General features: G+C 47.8%; 14 protein-coding genes and 1 riboswitch. Of the genes, 7 read left to right on the top strand and 7 right to left on the bottom strand.

The window, feature by feature from the left end; translation table 11 throughout:
- Nucleotides 1-83 precede the first annotated feature (83 nt).
- A riboswitch (cobalamin riboswitch) is annotated at nt 84-313 on the bottom strand.
- Between the two features lie 322 nt (nt 314-635).
- From QZZ54_RS06105 to QZZ54_RS06090, 4 genes are all read right to left on the bottom strand, one after another.
- Nucleotides 636-1013, bottom strand: coding sequence for a RidA family protein (locus QZZ54_RS06105; RefSeq protein WP_290700286.1), 378 nt, complete (start codon nt 1011-1013; stop codon nt 636-638).
- A 178-nt stretch (nt 1014-1191) separates the two neighbouring features.
- Nucleotides 1192-2772, bottom strand: coding sequence for a BCCT family transporter (locus QZZ54_RS06100; protein ID WP_290700284.1), 1581 nt, complete (start codon nt 2770-2772; stop codon nt 1192-1194).
- A 102-nt stretch (nt 2773-2874) separates the two neighbouring features.
- Entirely contained in the window at nt 2875-3861 is a 987-nt protein-coding gene (locus QZZ54_RS06095; RefSeq protein ID WP_290700282.1) for a dipeptidase, read from the bottom strand.
- A 36-nt stretch (nt 3862-3897) separates the two neighbouring features.
- Nucleotides 3898-5343, bottom strand: coding sequence for an aldehyde dehydrogenase family protein (locus QZZ54_RS06090; RefSeq protein ID WP_290700279.1), 1446 nt, complete (start codon nt 5341-5343; stop codon nt 3898-3900).
- Between the two features lie 134 nt (nt 5344-5477).
- On the opposite strand from QZZ54_RS06090, the gene QZZ54_RS06085 reads away from it, so the two are divergent.
- The 6 genes from QZZ54_RS06085 to QZZ54_RS06060 all read left to right on the top strand — a co-directional run bounded on the left by QZZ54_RS06085 (nt 5478) and on the right by QZZ54_RS06060 (nt 12289).
- Nucleotides 5478-6380, top strand: a complete 903-nt coding sequence (locus tag QZZ54_RS06085; RefSeq protein ID WP_290700276.1) for a LysR family transcriptional regulator — start codon at nt 5478-5480, stop codon at nt 6378-6380.
- A 504-nt stretch (nt 6381-6884) separates the two neighbouring features.
- Nucleotides 6885-8606 carry a hypothetical protein gene (locus tag QZZ54_RS06080; RefSeq protein WP_290700274.1) on the top strand — a complete coding sequence of 574 codons (1722 nt, stop codon included), beginning with the start codon at nt 6885-6887 and terminating at the stop codon, nt 8604-8606.
- Nucleotides 8606-9355, top strand: a complete 750-nt coding sequence (locus QZZ54_RS06075; RefSeq protein WP_290700272.1) for a DUF3726 domain-containing protein — start codon at nt 8606-8608, stop codon at nt 9353-9355. The genes QZZ54_RS06080 and QZZ54_RS06075 overlap by 1 nt, the downstream gene beginning before the upstream one ends.
- A gap of 266 nt (nt 9356-9621) precedes the next feature.
- Nucleotides 9622-10470, top strand: a complete 849-nt coding sequence (locus QZZ54_RS06070) for a sulfite exporter TauE/SafE family protein (RefSeq protein WP_290700270.1) — start codon at nt 9622-9624, stop codon at nt 10468-10470.
- Between the two features lie 58 nt (nt 10471-10528).
- A complete protein-coding gene (locus QZZ54_RS06065; protein ID WP_290700267.1) occupies nt 10529-11356 on the top strand; it encodes a DUF817 domain-containing protein in 828 nt (275 codons plus the stop codon).
- A gap of 288 nt (nt 11357-11644) precedes the next feature.
- Nucleotides 11645-12289, top strand: a complete 645-nt coding sequence (locus tag QZZ54_RS06060) for a hypothetical protein (RefSeq protein ID WP_290700265.1) — start codon at nt 11645-11647, stop codon at nt 12287-12289.
- Nucleotides 12290-12413: 124 nt separating this feature from the next.
- Here QZZ54_RS06060 and QZZ54_RS06055 read toward each other — a convergent pair whose 3' ends face one another.
- From QZZ54_RS06055 to QZZ54_RS06045, 3 genes are all read right to left on the bottom strand, one after another.
- On the bottom strand, nt 12414-13667 hold the full coding sequence (locus QZZ54_RS06055; RefSeq protein WP_290700262.1) for a glycine betaine/L-proline ABC transporter ATP-binding protein: 1254 nt from the start codon (nt 13665-13667) through the stop codon (nt 12414-12416).
- Nucleotides 13660-14559 (bottom strand): proline/glycine betaine ABC transporter permease, encoded by a 900-nt coding sequence (locus tag QZZ54_RS06050; RefSeq protein ID WP_290700259.1) that lies wholly within the window; start codon nt 14557-14559, stop codon nt 13660-13662. Before QZZ54_RS06050 ends, QZZ54_RS06055 begins: the two co-directional genes overlap by 8 nt.
- Nucleotides 14560-14650: 91 nt before the next feature.
- Nucleotides 14651-15649, bottom strand: a complete 999-nt coding sequence (locus tag QZZ54_RS06045) for an ABC transporter substrate-binding protein (protein WP_290700638.1) — start codon at nt 15647-15649, stop codon at nt 14651-14653.
- A gap of 175 nt (nt 15650-15824) precedes the next feature.
- Between QZZ54_RS06045 and QZZ54_RS06040 the strand changes: the two genes are divergently transcribed.
- Nucleotides 15825-16334 carry a MarR family winged helix-turn-helix transcriptional regulator gene (locus QZZ54_RS06040; RefSeq protein ID WP_290700257.1) on the top strand — a complete coding sequence of 170 codons (510 nt, stop codon included), beginning with the start codon at nt 15825-15827 and terminating at the stop codon, nt 16332-16334.
- Nucleotides 16335-16348 lie beyond the last annotated feature (14 nt).

The following is a 16348-nucleotide window of genomic DNA, read 5'->3' as shown; positions in this document are numbered from 1 at the left end:
AAAACCGCAAGACATGAACTAGCTAACAAGCCAGAACGAAAACCACAGGAATGTGCTGCCGTTGCATTAGCCCTCCGCTATGCCGACTGAATAGTGTTTGAGGCCGGTCTCCGGACTTTCGAGTGGAAAGAATCCCAACATTACGCCTTCCCATGTATGACACAGTGGCTTTTGTAATGTCTTAACTCGATTACCGTTGCGGGGGCAGTGTAGGCATTGCCTGTTTAAGCATTCTTGCTAAAAAACAGTACGCACCAACTTCCCGTTTAAAATCCTATTTTACAACAGGATTACCAAAAACTGAGTGCATTCTAGGGAGATGAGACGGGGGGGTCAATATCAACAGCCATGAATAAAATTAACGATCAATCACGCTCTATTCATCTGCAACCATTATCAATGGCTTATAAAAAAAACTTACTTAAAAGGAGATGCAAATAGTCATTATAAATAACTAAGAAACCTATATTTGATCCACAAAAAAAGGCGCACCGGTTAACCAATGCGCCAACAGCCTATCGGCAAGGGACAATCTGGGATAAAACGCTAAAGCCAGAACGCTGTTTCTAGCAAGGACAACGAAGTTTTCCGTCTAGCCACTAGCAGTAGCGTAGCGACGTTCTAGCTACTCCCGCTTAGCGAGGCACTGCCGCATAGGCAACAACTTCACACAGCATCTCTTCACGGGCCAGACCGGCAACAATCATCGCCGCACGGTTCGGGTATGGTGCTTCAAAGTAGTCAGCGTAAACTTTGTTGAATACTGGTAACTGGCTTCGATCAGTCACATAGATCAGTACCTGGGTTACATCAGCCATGGTCAGCTCAGCCGCTTCAATGGTGTGCTTAAAGTTTTCCATCGTCTGACGTGCCTGCGCCTCAATGCCACCTTCAACAACCTGGCCTTCAGCATTAATAGGAATCTGCGCAGTAGACAGCTGACCGTTAGCGATAACAGCCCATTCCAGTGGCGCCTTAGAGGCGAACAGTTCAGTCTTTACAGCTTGTTTCATAGTAATTCACTTTTATAAAAGATAGAGATCCGAAGCCCGAACGCTACGCTTGTCCGACGTTGCCGGAGTCAACTTGTCCGTTAAAAGCAGAAACCCGCCCCCTGCGCCTGTCCGTTTTTTCGGACCTCGGACAAACGCAGTGAGCGGACAAGTGAAACGATCGGACTTCAGTTATTAATTAAAGCCCCTGCTCGTCGGCCATCTTGCGAGCGATCTGCGGTGCCGTCCAAAGCGATGGTAGCAACACCAAAGAGACAGGGACCGCCGTCACTACAATGAACGATTGCAGCGCAGAGATACCGCCGGAGCCGATAGAGATCAACAGTGCAGCAACGACACCCATCATGATGCCCCAGAACACACGAATAGACGGTTGTGGATGATCGGTACCGGTCATAACCATCGATACTGCGTAGGTCATGGAGTCACCGGTAGTGGCTACAAAGATTGTCGTCAGGATTAAAAACAGAACCGAAATCATGAAGCCCATCGGTAGCTGTTCAGTAATTGCCAACAGTGCTGCTGGTAGATTAAAACCGGTGAACGGTTCAGAGATTACGCCTGGATTAGCCAGTTCGTATGCCAGACCGCTACCACCTACAATAGTGAACCAGAAGCAAGTGATAATCGGTGCAACAACAGAGATCAGCAGTATCATTTCACGGATCGTACGACCTTTAGAAATACGCGCAACGAACATCGCCATCAGTGGACCGTAACCCAGGAACCAACCCCAGAAGAATACTGTCCACCAGTCCAACCAGCCAGGGCTAGCACGGAACGTTGCCATCGGAATGAACTGATCTAAGTAGATGCCGAACGAATGCAGGTAGCCGTCAATAATAAACGCGGTAGGCCCAAAGATCAGAATGAAAGCCATCAGGACAACCGCCAGAATTACGTTGGCACGGCTGAGAATCTGAATCCCTTTGGTAACACCACTAACCGCAGAGATGGTATAGATACAGATCAAGCCGACCAATATCATTACCTGAGTCATATAGGTGTTAGGAATACCAAAGAGTTTTTCCAGACCGAAGCTCACCTGCAGGCCAAGGAAACCGATCGGCCCCACCGTACCCGCAACTACTGCCAGTACACAGCTTGAGTCAACGATAGCACCCAATGGGCCGGTCATAACTTTGTCACCAAACACCGGGTACAGCAGCGTACGGGGCTTCAGCGGCAGACCTTTTTCATAGTGCAGGTACATGTACACGATACCGGTCAGACTACCCAGAATCGCCCAGGCTAGAAAGCCCCAGTGCATGAAGCTCTGTGCCAGCGCGTTGTAAGCGGCATCAACAGAACCTGCTTCAGTACCCGAGAATAATGGCGGTGCTGAAGTGAAGTGTGCCATCGGCTCAGCCGCAGCCCAGAACACGCCACCACCGGCAAGCAGGGTACACATGATTACTGAGATCCACTGGAAGGTTGGCATCTCCGGTGACTTAACACCACCCAGAACCACAGAACCAGTACGACCAATAGTCAGAAACAGACCGATCACAAAGGTCAGTAGTAATAGCACCTGCCAGTAGGCGCCAAAATATTTAGTTGAGGTAGCAAATGCGCTATTAACCCAGCCAGACATCATGTCGATATCGTACAGAGCCAATGCGGCGAACAGCACCAGTACTCCACCACTAATAAAGAATACCGGCAGGTCGACACCTGCTAGAAATTTGTTATTGGCCATAGAGGCCTCGGGTGTTGCTGTCTGTTGCCGGGCAACAGCAGCCTGTGTTGTATTACTCATTATAGTCTCCTGACGGATCTTTATATTTATTAGTTATCAGGTAAAGCAATGGCTCAGACTGAACTCTCAACGGACTGAGCCATATAGGTTATAAAAACAAGGTTATTGCGGCTTTAGCCCTTCATCGAGAAAGTTAAGCCAGTTCAGACCCATGATCTTAGCCACGTCTTCATTGCTGAAGCCTCGCGCCTGAAGACCATTAGTCAGATTCGGGAAGTCACGGCTATCGCGGAACCAGGACAACGGACGTGGCCAGTCGGCATTCGCCTTAGAGCCCTCGCCGTAGTCCATGGCTTTTGACCAGCGACCATTTCGCATCCACTCCAGAATTGACAGTGGCTGCTCCTGGCACAGGTCAGTACCGATGCCGATCTGCTCAATACCCATCAGATCAGCGGTACCGGCAACCATGTCGCAGAAATCGTCCAACGTGCAATCCGGGCCGTTCTTAAGGTGGAACGGATACAGACTGAAGCCCAGCAGACCACCGGATTCACCCAGCGCCTTCAGTACCTTGTCGGACTTATTGCGCTTGGCTTCGTGGAAGCTTAGTGGGTTAGCATGGGAGATCACTATCGGACGCTCAGAAATATCTATCGCATCTAAAGTGCTGCGCTCGCCGCTATGGCTCATATCGATAATCATGCCGACCCGGTTCATCTCTTTGATCGCCTGGCGACCAAAGCGAGTGACACCACTGTCTTCCGCTTCGTAGCAACCGCAGGCCAACAGGCTCTGGTTGTTGTAGGTCAGCTGCATGATCATCAGGTTTAGCTCACGCATCACCTCGACCATACCGATATCATCTTCAATCGGAGAACAGTTCTGAGCGCCGAACATGATGCCCACTTTGCCCAGCTGCTTTGCCAGACGGATATCTGCTGCGCTTCTGACCGGCATGATCAGATCGCTGTTCATTTCAAAGTGACGATTCCACTCGGAAATACGCATCAGAGTTTCACGAATTTGTTCGTGGTAAACGATGGTGGCATGCACCATCGTTACGCCACCTTCGCGTAGCTGTTCGAAGATCTTGCGGTTCCAGTTGGAATACTGGAGCCCGTCAATTACGATCATTTCGTTATGCATAGCAATACCTCCTGGCCTAAGCTCGTAAATAAAGCGTTAAGCGCTGATGTAGGTTGTCTTCACAACGGTGTAAAACTCTTTGGCGTAAGTTCCCTGTTCCCGTGGGCCAAAGCTGGAATCCTTACGGCCACCAAATGGAACGTGATAATCGGTACCTGCAGTTGCCAGGTTAATCATCACACAACCCGTCTTGGCGTTACGTTTAAAGTCAGACGCATATTTCAGTGACTGCGTGCAAATACCCCCGGTCAAACCGAAGTTGGTATCATTCAGAGTCGCCAGCGCTTCTTCATAATCCTTAACCTTGATAATGCAGGCGATCGGCGCAAAAGCTTCTTCACGGTTAATGGTCATAGCGTTAGTGGTTTCGGTGAATAACGCAGGCTGCATGTAGTAGCCTTCGGTCTCTTCAGTCAGTACATCGCCACCGTAAACCAGCTTGCCACCTTCGGTTTTAGCCGTTTCCAGGTAGCGTAGGTTCTGCTCCATCTGGCGGGCATCAGCAACGGCACCGATATGTACACCCGCTTTCAGTGGGTGGCCCACAACCAGCTTCTTCATCCGCTCAACCATCGCCTCAACGAAACGGTCGTGGATACCTTCAGTAACGATCAGTCGGGAAGATGCCGTACACTTCTGCCCTGTACCACCAAACGCGCCACCCACGGCACACTCAACAGCGTTATCCAGATCTGCATCATCGAGAACGACCAGCGCATTCTTACTGCCCATTTCTAATTGACACTTCACCAGGTTAACCGCCGTTGCCACGGCAACCTTACGACCCGTTTCTAAAGATCCGGTGAAGGTCAGAGCATTGATACCACGAGAGTTGATCAGCACATCGCCAACTTCCGCACCCGGCCCCATGACCAGATTTAAAGTGCCGGCAGGCAGTCCCTGACGGGAGATAATTTCAGTCAAAGCCCAGGCAGACGCAGGCACCTGATTAGCAGGTTTCCAAACGACAGCGTTACCAAACGCCAGCGCCGGAGCAATCTTCCAGGCACCGGTTGCCGTTGGGAAGTTCCACGGCGTGATGATACCGACAACACCTACCGGCTCGCGGCGAGTTTCAATTTCGATACCCGGGCGAACAGAATCAGCAGTTTCACCCATCTGACGCAGAACTTCCGCGGCGTAGTAATGGAAAAACTGACCGGAGCGATAAGTTTCACCCGCGCCTTCAGCCTGAGTCTTACCCTCTTCACGAGCGAGGAGTTCTCCCAGTTCATCTTTACGGGCGATCAACTCATCACCGATGGCCATTAATACTGAGTAGCGCTGTTCCAGACCACTTTTTTGCCACTCTAGCTGGCCAACTGCTGCTGCAGCAATCGCCGCTTCAGTCTGAGCTTTATCAGCCTGAGCATACTGGCCGATCACATCGCTGATATCGGCGGGGCTAATATTTGCCACGTAGCCTTTGTTACCTTCGACCCACTCACCTGCAATGTAATTACGAAAAACTGAATCAGACATTTTTGATCTCCTGCATGTATATGGATCAATCATAGGGCCTGTGCTTTAATAAAAATAATTAATAAATAATATTCCGCGATAAGGTTTTCTTATCGGGAATTTGTAACCGTTACTAAATCATCACAGGAGGCTTTATGCTGCCGGAATTCAAGATTGCCCAATTGCGTCACTTTGTCTGGGTTTCTGAGCTGAAAGGATTTCATGCTGCAGCGGAGAAAGCCCACCGCACCCAACCGGCAATCTCGCTGTCGATTCGTGACTTGGAGAACAAGCTGGGTGAGTCGCTCTTTGAAAAGCGCAACGCTAAGACCGCCAAGACAGAGCTGACCCCTTTCGGACAGTATTTTCTGCCCAAGGCAAAGGAGCTGATTGAACACCACGATCGTATATCCCAGGATATGACCCTGTTAGCGGAACACAAAACCGGCCATCTGCGACTCGCATCTGTACCTTCTATTGCCAGTCAGGTATTACCTGAACTGTTGCTTGAATTTGTTAACGACACGCCTGAATTGCACATCAGCTTCTTTGATGATAATTCCGATGCGGTCTACAAGATGGTAGAAAACCAACAGGTCGATTTCGGTATCGCTCATCTGTTCCACGAACAGGAACATAGTGACAAAACCTTTATCCCGATCTGGGAAGATCAGATCGGCGTAGTCTGCCCAAAAGATCACCCGCTGGCTGAACATAAAGAGTTACATTGGAAAGAACTGCGTAACTACCGGCTAATAAGTAACGGTACCTCCCGCCTGCTGGAAGACAGTGAAGCCAGACCTCTACTGGGCCACTCCCAGTTTTATATCTCAAATATGATCTCGTTGATTGCGATGCTTGAAGCGGGCTTTGGTGTGACCACTTTACCCCGCTATGCGGTACCCAAAGACAGCGAAACGCTGTGCTTTATTCCATTAAGTACGCCAAGAGTGGTGCGCCGCATCGGAATTGTTAAGCTCACTAATAAGTCATTAACACCACCGGCCCAAGCACTGGTCGACTTTATTCTGGCGCGTAACAATCCAGCAAAAACATAAAATTTTTAACCTCCGCGGCGATTTACAACAGGGCTGGAGACATAGAAAAAATAATAGGTTGAGCTATTTTGATAAGTTTCTCTTATTAAGCGATATAACCTTCTGATTTGTGCGCGATCAGCTTTCTGCCCCATGATAAGTGGCATACCGGAAGGCTGGCTGTTCAGATTCTGATCTATCCGCAGAACTGAGCCATACTTATCTACTATGTTGATAAGACAGCCTGACCCTTCCTCGTATAGCTCTGCATATAACCATTACAAACGAAACCAGCAGAGCAAATAAAAAAGAGGTTTCGAACACATCTATGCTGCTAATAAAAAAAACAAGATGTGCCGAGAAAGTATGGAAACGTTATAAGCGAAGGCTGAGCGAGGCGAAAATAATCGAGAATGCGGAGTTTACTGCTGTAAACAGGCACTTTTAGACTATTTTTAACGAAGTTCAGGCAAGCGCAATAGTTTCCACTCAGTCTCGAATCGCTATTTAACGAGGAAAACAATAATGACCACGCCAGCTGCTATACAAGCTGCCCTGAGAGGCGACAACGCACTACCATTGCGCCCGATCAACCAGGTCATGGACCTGGAACGACTGGGCGCTATCCATCAGAGTCGACTTAGTTTTATGCGTACTCTGGTGCGTCGGATTATGCGCGAGCGCTGGCAGATTGAACCAGCCCGTTTTGAACTGGATGAGCTGGGCTACGGTACTGTCGTCTACGAGATCACTACACCTAATAAGCTTTACAGCTTTGTACTGTTCTCCGATTATCTCTCGCCGGATGAGCGTAACGACCGAGTAATCGCCACCAAGTGGGACCTGACAATGGCCCTGGTGGACGGCGAAGTTGATGAAATCTATCTGGAAAAACTGCGTCAGAATGTGCCTAAACAGGAAGCAGGCCGGGTCGATGCCCGGGTCTTTGTTCTATCCCGTGCCAACCGTAGCGCCCGTAACTTTGATTATGTAGTCGATCAGTTGGCCAACGGCAAACAGCCGGATGTGGCGCAGATCGCTAAAGTAGGTTACCTATACCGCACCACCGCCGTATATGGCAGCGGAAAACTGGGCATGGCCGACTGGGAAAAAGTGGCTAGCCGCCATGCCGATTTTGCCCGCCCTTTTTCGGCTGAGATGTTTGTTTGCCTGATGCTGCGAAACTTCAGCCTGCTGCAGGCGGAACATATCGCACAGCACAAGACACCCGAAAGCTATAATCCGATGCAGCCTGACATTAAGCGTTTCTTCGGCATCGGTAATTCCACCGGCCTAGGTATGGCGCCATACCTGATCAACCACCCATTACTGATTAATCAGTGGGTCGAGATGCGTGAACTGGCACTGGCTCGAGTCCGTGTTCTCGGCAACATCAATCACCGTATTCAGCAACAGTTCCCTGAGCTGCTGGAGCGCTGCGCAGTGCACACCGCAGAAACGGTTACCGAAGATGAATGGCAAACAGCCAACAATCAGCAGGTACTGAAAGACCTGGACGCGATTCGCGAACATACCCGAAACGGCTTCGATAGCTGGGAAGCACTGCTTCAGTGGAGCGAAATCAATTGCTCGCTGCAAGGCCAGGAAATGTTAGTTTCGGTGATGTTAGAACTCTATCCAGAGTTGGTCGACGACCTGGAAGACTATCATTCCGCAGAAGAGTTTCAGGATCTTGATCCGGTAATGCCGCTGCAAGAGCTGAAACAGGTTATCGAGAACCGCTATCAATGGGCCCTGGGGTTCGATTTCGCCGCTGAAGGTGCCAAGGATACTTTCTGGTACCGTTCGGAAGAGAAGATGGAGCCCCGTCTGGGCGATATCCGCGACGAGAATGGTAAAGATAAAGAGATGGCATTGGGTGTCGCTTACGCAGTGCGTAGATGCTACGACCAGCTGTCTGAATATATGACTGAGCACCCTGAACATAGCACTGCCCGCTTTATGGTTGCACAACCTAAACTGCGCGGTATCGTACGCCGTATTCAGAGCATGAACCGCTGCATCTACGGCGACATTCAGGCTAATCTGCTGGACCGCGAGATCCTACCGATGCACCTGTTACGTGCCAAACTGGCATTCTTCGGTGTCGGTAAGTTTGATCCACGTTCCAAGCTATGGGTCCGTAACACAATGTTCCAGGGCGCGCCGCTGCTGGAAGATATCGGTAGAACATTCAACGACGACTGGTTTATGCCACTGGCACCACAGCAGGAAGGAGAATTCTGATGCATGTTTCTATGATCGAACTGAAAGCTGCCCTGCGCCGCTGCTTTGAAGCCACCGGTTACTATGTTGGTAACTATGAAGATGCCGCCAATATGATTCTGTGGCTGGAAAAGCACGGTCTCAATGGACTGACTGAATTGCAGCGGGCACTACCCTACATCAGTGAAGACAGCACTAAGCCGCTGAGCACAGTCATCTATGAAGACAGTACTTCGGCGATTATCGATAGTAATGGCCGCAGCGCACTCAATTGTATCGCCGCCTCCGTCGACCTGGCTCACGCCAAGGCACTTGAAAACGGTATCGCTACAGTAACGGTGCATAACTGCCATAATCGAATGTTTATCCTTAAAGCGCTAACCGATTGTGGTCGCCGTGGTATCAGCGTTGCTGCCTACTGGCAGAACGGTAGCCAGACGGTAACCGAGCACACCGCCGCGATCAAAGCAGGTGAGCGTTACCCTAGCTACAGTGAAGCGATGACGACTCTGACTTCTAATCAAGAAGACAAGCAGGCGTTGACCATTATCTGTAGCTCCCGGGTCGACCTAACCTCTTCCTTGCAGCGTTCGAAGGGCAATCGCAATGCCAGCTACATCAGTGCTGAACAGGTTGAGTTAAACAAGGAACACAGTGTTGATCACGGCATCGATATCGATGAAGACCTGTGGGCCCGGATCAATAAAATCGGTGAAGGGGTGCTGGTTGAAAACAGTGACCGTTCACGACAGGGAGCCGGTGGTCGCTGAATTAACACTCTGCTTCGCTAAAAATTAGGTGCTATCGATACTATAGAGGTGTAACGATATCACTTGATACAAACGACCCTGCTTCTGATTTGCACCAATCGGAAGCGGGGTCTTTTTTTATTACTAAATCACAGTGCAGAAACCCTCCTGAGCTAGAACAACCAGACGTCGCTGCGGACTCACTTCGCGAAAACTCAATGCCCAGCATTCATAGTAGAGAACGTTATAATCTGAATTTCTCCTCGCTTCATTAATAACAGCAAGCTATGCTGCTGGTTCTTTCTAGCAAGGAAAACCTAGTTTTCCATCTAACGACTAGCTGGAGCCTAAGGCTCTGTTCTAGCGACTCTATTTTCGATATGGATACGATGCTTTATACCTTTCCCGAACTGACAGCGCTGTTGATTGTGACCTGCGGAATTGTGCTGCAAACCTGGTTTGGTATCGGTTTTGGTTTGGTGGCAGCGCCGCTGCTGTTCCTGATTAATCCTTCTTATGTACCCGGTCCGATTCTGATTTTAGGGACCAGCCTATCTGTATTAGTCGTTTCGCGGATAACGCTGATGAGTAACCAGGGTGAGCTGAACTGGCGCAGAATAGCGCCGGCAATCATCGCCCGCTTACCCGGCGCATGGCTAGGTGCACTGCTCCTGGTCTCTATTCCAGCCTGGAGCCTGAGTCTGCTGTTCGGTGCCTCACTGCTATTAGCGGTACTACTGACCTGGAAAGTATTCAAAGTACAGACCTCAAAAATCAGCCTGATAATTGGTGGTTTCTTCTCCGGATTAATCGGTACCGCAACATCTGTCGGTGGCCCGCCCATGGCGCTGGTGTATCAGGAACAAAACCGCATCACCATCCGTAACGAACTGGCCGCCTTCTTTTTAATCGGCACACCCTTCTCCATACTTGCCCTCATGCATCAGGGCAACATCGATACCGAAATAGCGATGCTAAGCCTTAAGATGCTACCCGGCGTACTTATCGGTTTCTGGCTGGCCCATAAAGTAGATGGCAAGATTCGCGCCGAAAGCGCCAAGCCGGTACTCTTAACCGTCTCAGCTGTCTCGGCAATTTTTGTTATCTATAAAGGAATTTCAGGCTGGCTTGGATAAGTTGCTAGACGCGGCTTCGCCGCTTGCTCGATAAAAACAAAAAGAGATACGTCTATTGATGATAAAAGCATTTATTCATGAACTATGGCTTTTTGGTCTAAAGCAAGCGAACGCCTGTATCTTTGGCGGTTTCCTACTGGCAGTAATGATCACAACCAGTTTCTGGTATCCGTTAGACAGTATTCATCGCTATGACTTCATCTTTTTATCAGCCATCGCTTTCCAGGGATTTCTTTTAGTCTTCAAATTTGAAACCGGCCGAGAGAGCATCGTGATTATTGTTTTTCATCTCGTTGCCACGGTCATGGAGCTATTCAAAACATCTGACGCAATTGGTTCATGGACCTATCCTGAAGAGTATTTCTTTGGTATCGGCAACGTGCCTCTGTTCACTGGATTTATGTATAGTGCGGTAGGTAGTTACATCGCCCGGGTATGGCGAATATTTGAATTTGAGTACTCCTACTACCCCTCTAGACTGGCTACTATTGTGCTGGTTAGCTTAATTTACGCGAATTTCTTTACCCATCACTATATATGGGACCTGAGATGGTTACTTTTAGCTGCCACCGTACTTCTTTTTTACAAGACAGATATCTACTTCAGAGTTATAAATACACACCGTAAAATGCCAATCCTGCTCGGTTGGTTTCTGGTGGCTTTATTCATCTGGTTTGCTGAGAACATTGCCACCTATACCAACGTATGGATCTATCCAAATCAGACAGTTGAGTGGCAGATGGTATCAATAGCAAAACTCAGCTCTTGGTTCTTACTGATGCTTCTGAGTTTCGTCTTAGTTTCAATCATTAACAATATCCAAATACGGAAAACCGGAACTAAGAAAGCGGCAATAGCTGTATCAATAAATGATGCCAATCATTAAACAAAAAATCCGCCTAGCGGCGGTTTTTTAATGGTCTTTCTAGCTGGAAGAGCCGTTTAAACCTTCTCGTATCTTATATACTGTTCATCCGACTTATATCAATTGTCAGATCGACGGTCTTTTGGCACTATCAATAAAATAAGGAAACGTGCTCAACGTCACGACTAATCAATAAGTTACTCATTATCAGGGACGAGAATGTAGCAGCTGTCGCTTTTATCTCAAATTCACTGATGCCCTTTGAAATCCTTGTGACCTTGCAAGGGCTAGCATTTAATGGATGTAAATATGAATCAAATTAAAAAACTTATTCTTGGAATTTTTACCTTATCGACATTGTTGCTAAGCGGGTGCAATTCCGTAAAAAACGTACCAATTAACTACAACCTCAATTCCAATTCTGATAAAGGTGTTCTATTGACCTCTTTGACATACCACGGAGGTTATTCGGGTTACTCCATGAGATACAGAAAGGTTGGTAGCAAAGACTGGAGTAAATTGAAGATAGGTTCTGGCACTTCGATGATCCCCCCAGGAATGCTGGATTGGGATATTGAAAAGCCAGGGTTAAGGGGTAACTTATTTGCTGTTGAACTAGAGAAAGGGGACTATGAGTTTTCATCATGGTCAGTATCTAGTGGCCCTGCATTGGTACTCCCAGTTAATACATTTAGTATTAAATTTAAGATACTACCAGCACAGGCACTCTATATTGGAAACTTCCATTTTTTAAGAGAGTCGAGCATCGGTGCAACTGTCACTGGGGTTAATGTTAGCTATAACGATGAATTAAAAAGAGATATACCTCTTATTAATAAGAAGTACTCCTCTATCGATCCTTTAATTATCAAAGCAAATACTCAAGGTTTTTCATCTATAAATAGACTAGGGGATGGCAACTCAACATCAATATTTTTGCCTATAATTCAATAAAGAAATAGAACCTCAAAAAAAACCGCCTTACGGCGGTTTTTAAAATGCTTTTCGAGCAAGAAAAACGAAGTTTTCCGTCTAGCAACGAGCAAGTCGCGAAGCGACGTTCTAGCTACTTATTTAGCTATCCCGCCTTCCTCTCAGTCTCTTCCACTGACTCAGAAGAATCTGCAGTTTCATTACCCAGCACCTCAGCAAGCGTGCTTCTAGAAAGCATACCCGTAAACTCTCCATCTTCATCCACTACAGGCAATGAATACTCAGAGTTCAGAGTCTCGGGGATAACGGTTTCCAGTACGGCATCGGGCGAGATTGAATCCAGATCTTCACAGCATTCGGAAGTCATCTCAGCATTGTTATCTTCAGCATAGGCATCTTCTAATGCCTCTTCTGTAACGACTCCTTGATAGCCATCATCATTGATGTAATAACCGTAGTCCTCTTTGAAGCCGCGCATCTGTTTCAGCGCTTCTTCGATAGTATCTGCAGTAATCCGATAAGCCGGATCTTTCATAACCGTTTCTACCGTCAGTGCCCGGGCGCGGTTTACATCGCGAACGAAAGCTTCGACATAGTCAGTCGCTGGATTCAACAGAATTTCTTCCGGCTCGCCCTGCTGTACCATTTCACCATCTTTCAGAATCGCGATGCGGTCACCGATACGCAGTGCTTCATCTAGATCATGAGTAATGAAGATAATGGTCTTTTGCAGTTTTTGTTGCAGTTCAATTAATTGATCCTGCATCTCTGAGCGAATCAATGGATCCAAAGCAGAAAAGGCTTCATCCATTAGCAGAATTTCTGCATCAGTACACAGTGCGCGGGCCAGGCCTACGCGCTGTTGCTGTCCACCGGATAGTTGTGCAGGGTACTGTTCTTCATAACCTGCCAGACCAACGGTTTCCAGCCACTCTTTAGCTTTCGCGGTGCTCTCGCTTTTGCTTACACCCTGAATTGACAGACCATAAGCAACGTTATCCACAACTGTTTTGTGGGGCAGAAGACCAAAGCGTTGGAAAACCATCGACATTTTATGACGACGAAACTGCTCAAGTTCTTTAGGCCCAAGCTTCATCACATCGGTGCCTTCCATTTCGATCACCCCCTCGGTGGGATCGATAAGGCGATTAAAGTGACGAATCAATGTCGATTTGCCAGAGCCAGAAAGCCCCATAATCACAAAGATCTCGCCCTTATTGATGGTCATATTGATATCTTTCAGGCCAAGGGTATGACCGGTAGCCGCAAGAATCTCATCCTTGCTTTTACCCTCATGAACCAGCGGCATATACTTCTTTGGGTTTTTGCCAAAGAGTTTGTATAAACCTTCTATCTTAATTAGCGCAGTTGGCTGTGTTTCGATCTTAGCCTCAGCCATTGTCCAGACCCTCCATATGTTGCTGGCTGCGTTTCGCATAAGCCTGCGATACCCGGTCGAAGATAATTGCCAGAGCAACAATCGCCAGGCCATTCAACAGACCCAGAGTAAAGTACTGATTTGTGATAGATTTCAGTACCGGTTGACCCAACCCTTTAACACCGATCATCGAGGCGATTACCACCATCGATAGGGCCATCATAATGGTCTGGTTGATACCGGCCATAATTGTAGGCATCGCCAAAGGTAACTGTACGCCCATCAACCGCTGCACTGAATTTGCACCGTAGGCGGTTGCAGCTTCCAGTACATCTTTATCTACCAAACGTATACCTAGGTTGGTCAGTCGTATGACCGGCGGTATAGCGTAGATGATTACCGCAATAACACCCGGAATTTTACCTATCCCCAGCAACATAACGACAGGTATCAGATAAACGAATGCGGGCATGGTCTGCATAATATCGAGCATCGGCGTGACGGTTGACTGAACCCGGTCGGACCGGGCCATCGCAATACCAATGGGAACCCCGAGCGCTATGGCCATCATGGTACACACCAGAATGATACTCATGGTGCGCATGGTATCGTCCCACATGCCGAAGTAACCGATCATAAAGAATGAAACCACGACCCCTAGAACGAGTTTCCAGGACCGGCTGGCTATCCATGCCAAACCTGCTATAACGGCTATAACTAAAAACCATGGACTCGCCAGTAGTAACTTCTCAAACCACACCAGAAACGCAAGCAGCGGATCAAACAACGCTTCAATTGTTTCACCGTACTCCCGGGAGAAATCCCGATAAATACCATCAAGGCCTTTACGGATATCCCGCAACTCACCCCGGCTCAGCTGAGGAATCTCACTCAACCAGCTTGTTTCAGCCATACAACACCTCTTTAAAACAACCTGTTTAATAACAACAAAGCCCGGTTACCTAATGATAACCGGGCTGTTGATCAGGCTGTGTAAACTAAACTCACTGCAATGCAGCTTTAACTTTCGCGGCTACTTCAGGGCTAACCCAGGCAGTCCAGCTTGATTCATACTCTGTCAGGAAATGCTCCGCAGCAACTTCACCGTCAGCCTGATTATCTTCCATCCAGGCCAGCAGACCGTTCATCTGATTATTGGTAAATGAACGATTTGCTACATAGTCATATGCGGTTGGCGACTTAGCAGCAAAGGTTTCAGTCGTTACTGTCTGCACGATTGAAGGTGGATACATAGTCGTCTTTGGATCCTGACAGTCTTCAGACGAGGTGCAATTAACAAACTCATCTTTATCAACACCGGAACCGAAGTCCACTTTCACCATTTTGTACTTACCCAGAACGGCTGTTGGTGCCCAGTAGTAGCCAAACCAAGCTTCTTCACGAGTAAAGGCTTTAGCGATAGAACCCGCAAGACCAGCACCTGAACCTGGATCGATCATCTCAAAACCAGAATCTTCCAGTTTCATTGCGTTAAACAGGTTACCTGCAGAGATCTGACAGTTCCAGCCAGCAGGACAGCCGTAGAATGCATAACGGTCTGGATCTTCAGGATGGGTAAACAACTTAGCGTGTTTCTTTACACCTTCGATAGTAGCCAGCTCAGGATACTTATTTACCAAAAACTCAGGTACCCAGAAGCCTTCTTCGCCGCCATCAGACAGGGAGTTACCGGCATAACGCAAGCGTTTCTCAGCAACACCTTTATCCAGCGCATCCTTCATGGAGTTACTCCACATTTCAGGCGCTATATCCGGCTCACCTTTTTCAATCATGGCTGTACCAGTCGGCATTGTATCGCCAGGCACCAGTTCAGCTTCACAACCATAGCCGTGTTCCAGAATAAAACGGTCGACGTTAGCAATCAGAGTGGCTGAACTCCAGTTCATATCGGCAATCGTCACTTTGCCACAATCATCAGCTGCCTGTGTAAATGAGCTTGCCAGTAAAAACGGTGCCGCAGCTAATAATGCTGTTTTAGCCATTCGCTTCATGTTGCCTCCAGTCCTGCTTAGGAAATTTATATTTTTAATTATTTAAATTTTTAGCGTTGATCTAATCATCTTACAGCCCTAATATTTAGAGTTCAAACTATTACAGCACTAATATTTTAGATTATGCTTACTTAATCCCGACTGAAGTAACTAACTGATAACAAATATGAATAACACACCATACTGGCAAGAAATACTTATCTCCCTGCGACGTATTATCAGGGCAACTGATTTGCAGTCTAAACGAGTCGTAAAGGCCTGTAGCCTGACAATCCCTCAGGTAATGGTGTTACGTTCAATTAAAACCTTAGGTGATGTAACCGTAAAAAGAGTGTCCGACGAGGTGTCCCTGAGCCAGGCAACAGTGACAACTATTTTGAATCGTTTGGAAGATCGAAAATTGGTAGAGCGGGTACGCAGCACCAGCGATAGAAGGATAGTAAATGCTCGTCTGACAGCGGAAGGGGATACCGTACTTGAAAGCGCCCCACCCTTGCTACATGAGGCCTTTATTGATCGATTGGATAACCTGGAGAATTGGGAACAAACTCAGATCCTGTCATCCTTGCAGCATATCGCCAGCATGATGGATGCCGAAGGTCTGGATGCAGCACCACTGCTGGACATTGCAGCACCATCAAACCAGTCCTGCAACACTAAAGATAAACAAGCCTAGACTTTAAAGCAGGC

The organism is Amphritea sp. (assembly GCF_016744155.1).
Lineage (GTDB): Bacteria > Pseudomonadota > Gammaproteobacteria > Pseudomonadales > Balneatricaceae > Amphritea.
The sequence above is the reverse complement of the archived record's forward strand: the minus strand, read 5'-3'. Positions and strand labels throughout refer to the sequence as shown.

Coding starts and splice junctions, on each gene's coding strand:
- QZZ54_RS06105 (WP_290700286.1), bottom strand. CDS start 1,013: ATGAAACAAGCTGTAAAGACTGAACTGTTCGCCTCTAAGGCGCCACTG.
- QZZ54_RS06100 (WP_290700284.1), bottom strand. CDS start 2,772: ATGAGTAATACAACACAGGCTGCTGTTGCCCGGCAACAGACAGCAACA.
- QZZ54_RS06095 (WP_290700282.1), bottom strand. CDS start 3,861: ATGCATAACGAAATGATCGTAATTGACGGGCTCCAGTATTCCAACTGG.
- QZZ54_RS06090 (WP_290700279.1), bottom strand. CDS start 5,343: ATGTCTGATTCAGTTTTTCGTAATTACATTGCAGGTGAGTGGGTCGAA.
- QZZ54_RS06085 (WP_290700276.1), top strand. CDS start 5,478: ATGCTGCCGGAATTCAAGATTGCCCAATTGCGTCACTTTGTCTGGGTT.
- QZZ54_RS06080 (WP_290700274.1), top strand. CDS start 6,885: ATGACCACGCCAGCTGCTATACAAGCTGCCCTGAGAGGCGACAACGCA.
- QZZ54_RS06075 (WP_290700272.1), top strand. CDS start 8,606: ATGCATGTTTCTATGATCGAACTGAAAGCTGCCCTGCGCCGCTGCTTT.
- QZZ54_RS06070 (WP_290700270.1), top strand. CDS start 9,622: ATGCTGCTGGTTCTTTCTAGCAAGGAAAACCTAGTTTTCCATCTAACG.
- QZZ54_RS06065 (WP_290700267.1), top strand. CDS start 10,529: ATGATAAAAGCATTTATTCATGAACTATGGCTTTTTGGTCTAAAGCAA.
- QZZ54_RS06060 (WP_290700265.1), top strand. CDS start 11,645: ATGAATCAAATTAAAAAACTTATTCTTGGAATTTTTACCTTATCGACA.
- QZZ54_RS06055 (WP_290700262.1), bottom strand. CDS start 13,667: ATGGCTGAGGCTAAGATCGAAACACAGCCAACTGCGCTAATTAAGATA.
- QZZ54_RS06050 (WP_290700259.1), bottom strand. CDS start 14,559: ATGGCTGAAACAAGCTGGTTGAGTGAGATTCCTCAGCTGAGCCGGGGT.
- QZZ54_RS06045 (WP_290700638.1), bottom strand. CDS start 15,649: ATGGCTAAAACAGCATTATTAGCTGCGGCACCGTTTTTACTGGCAAGC.
- QZZ54_RS06040 (WP_290700257.1), top strand. CDS start 15,825: ATGAATAACACACCATACTGGCAAGAAATACTTATCTCCCTGCGACGT.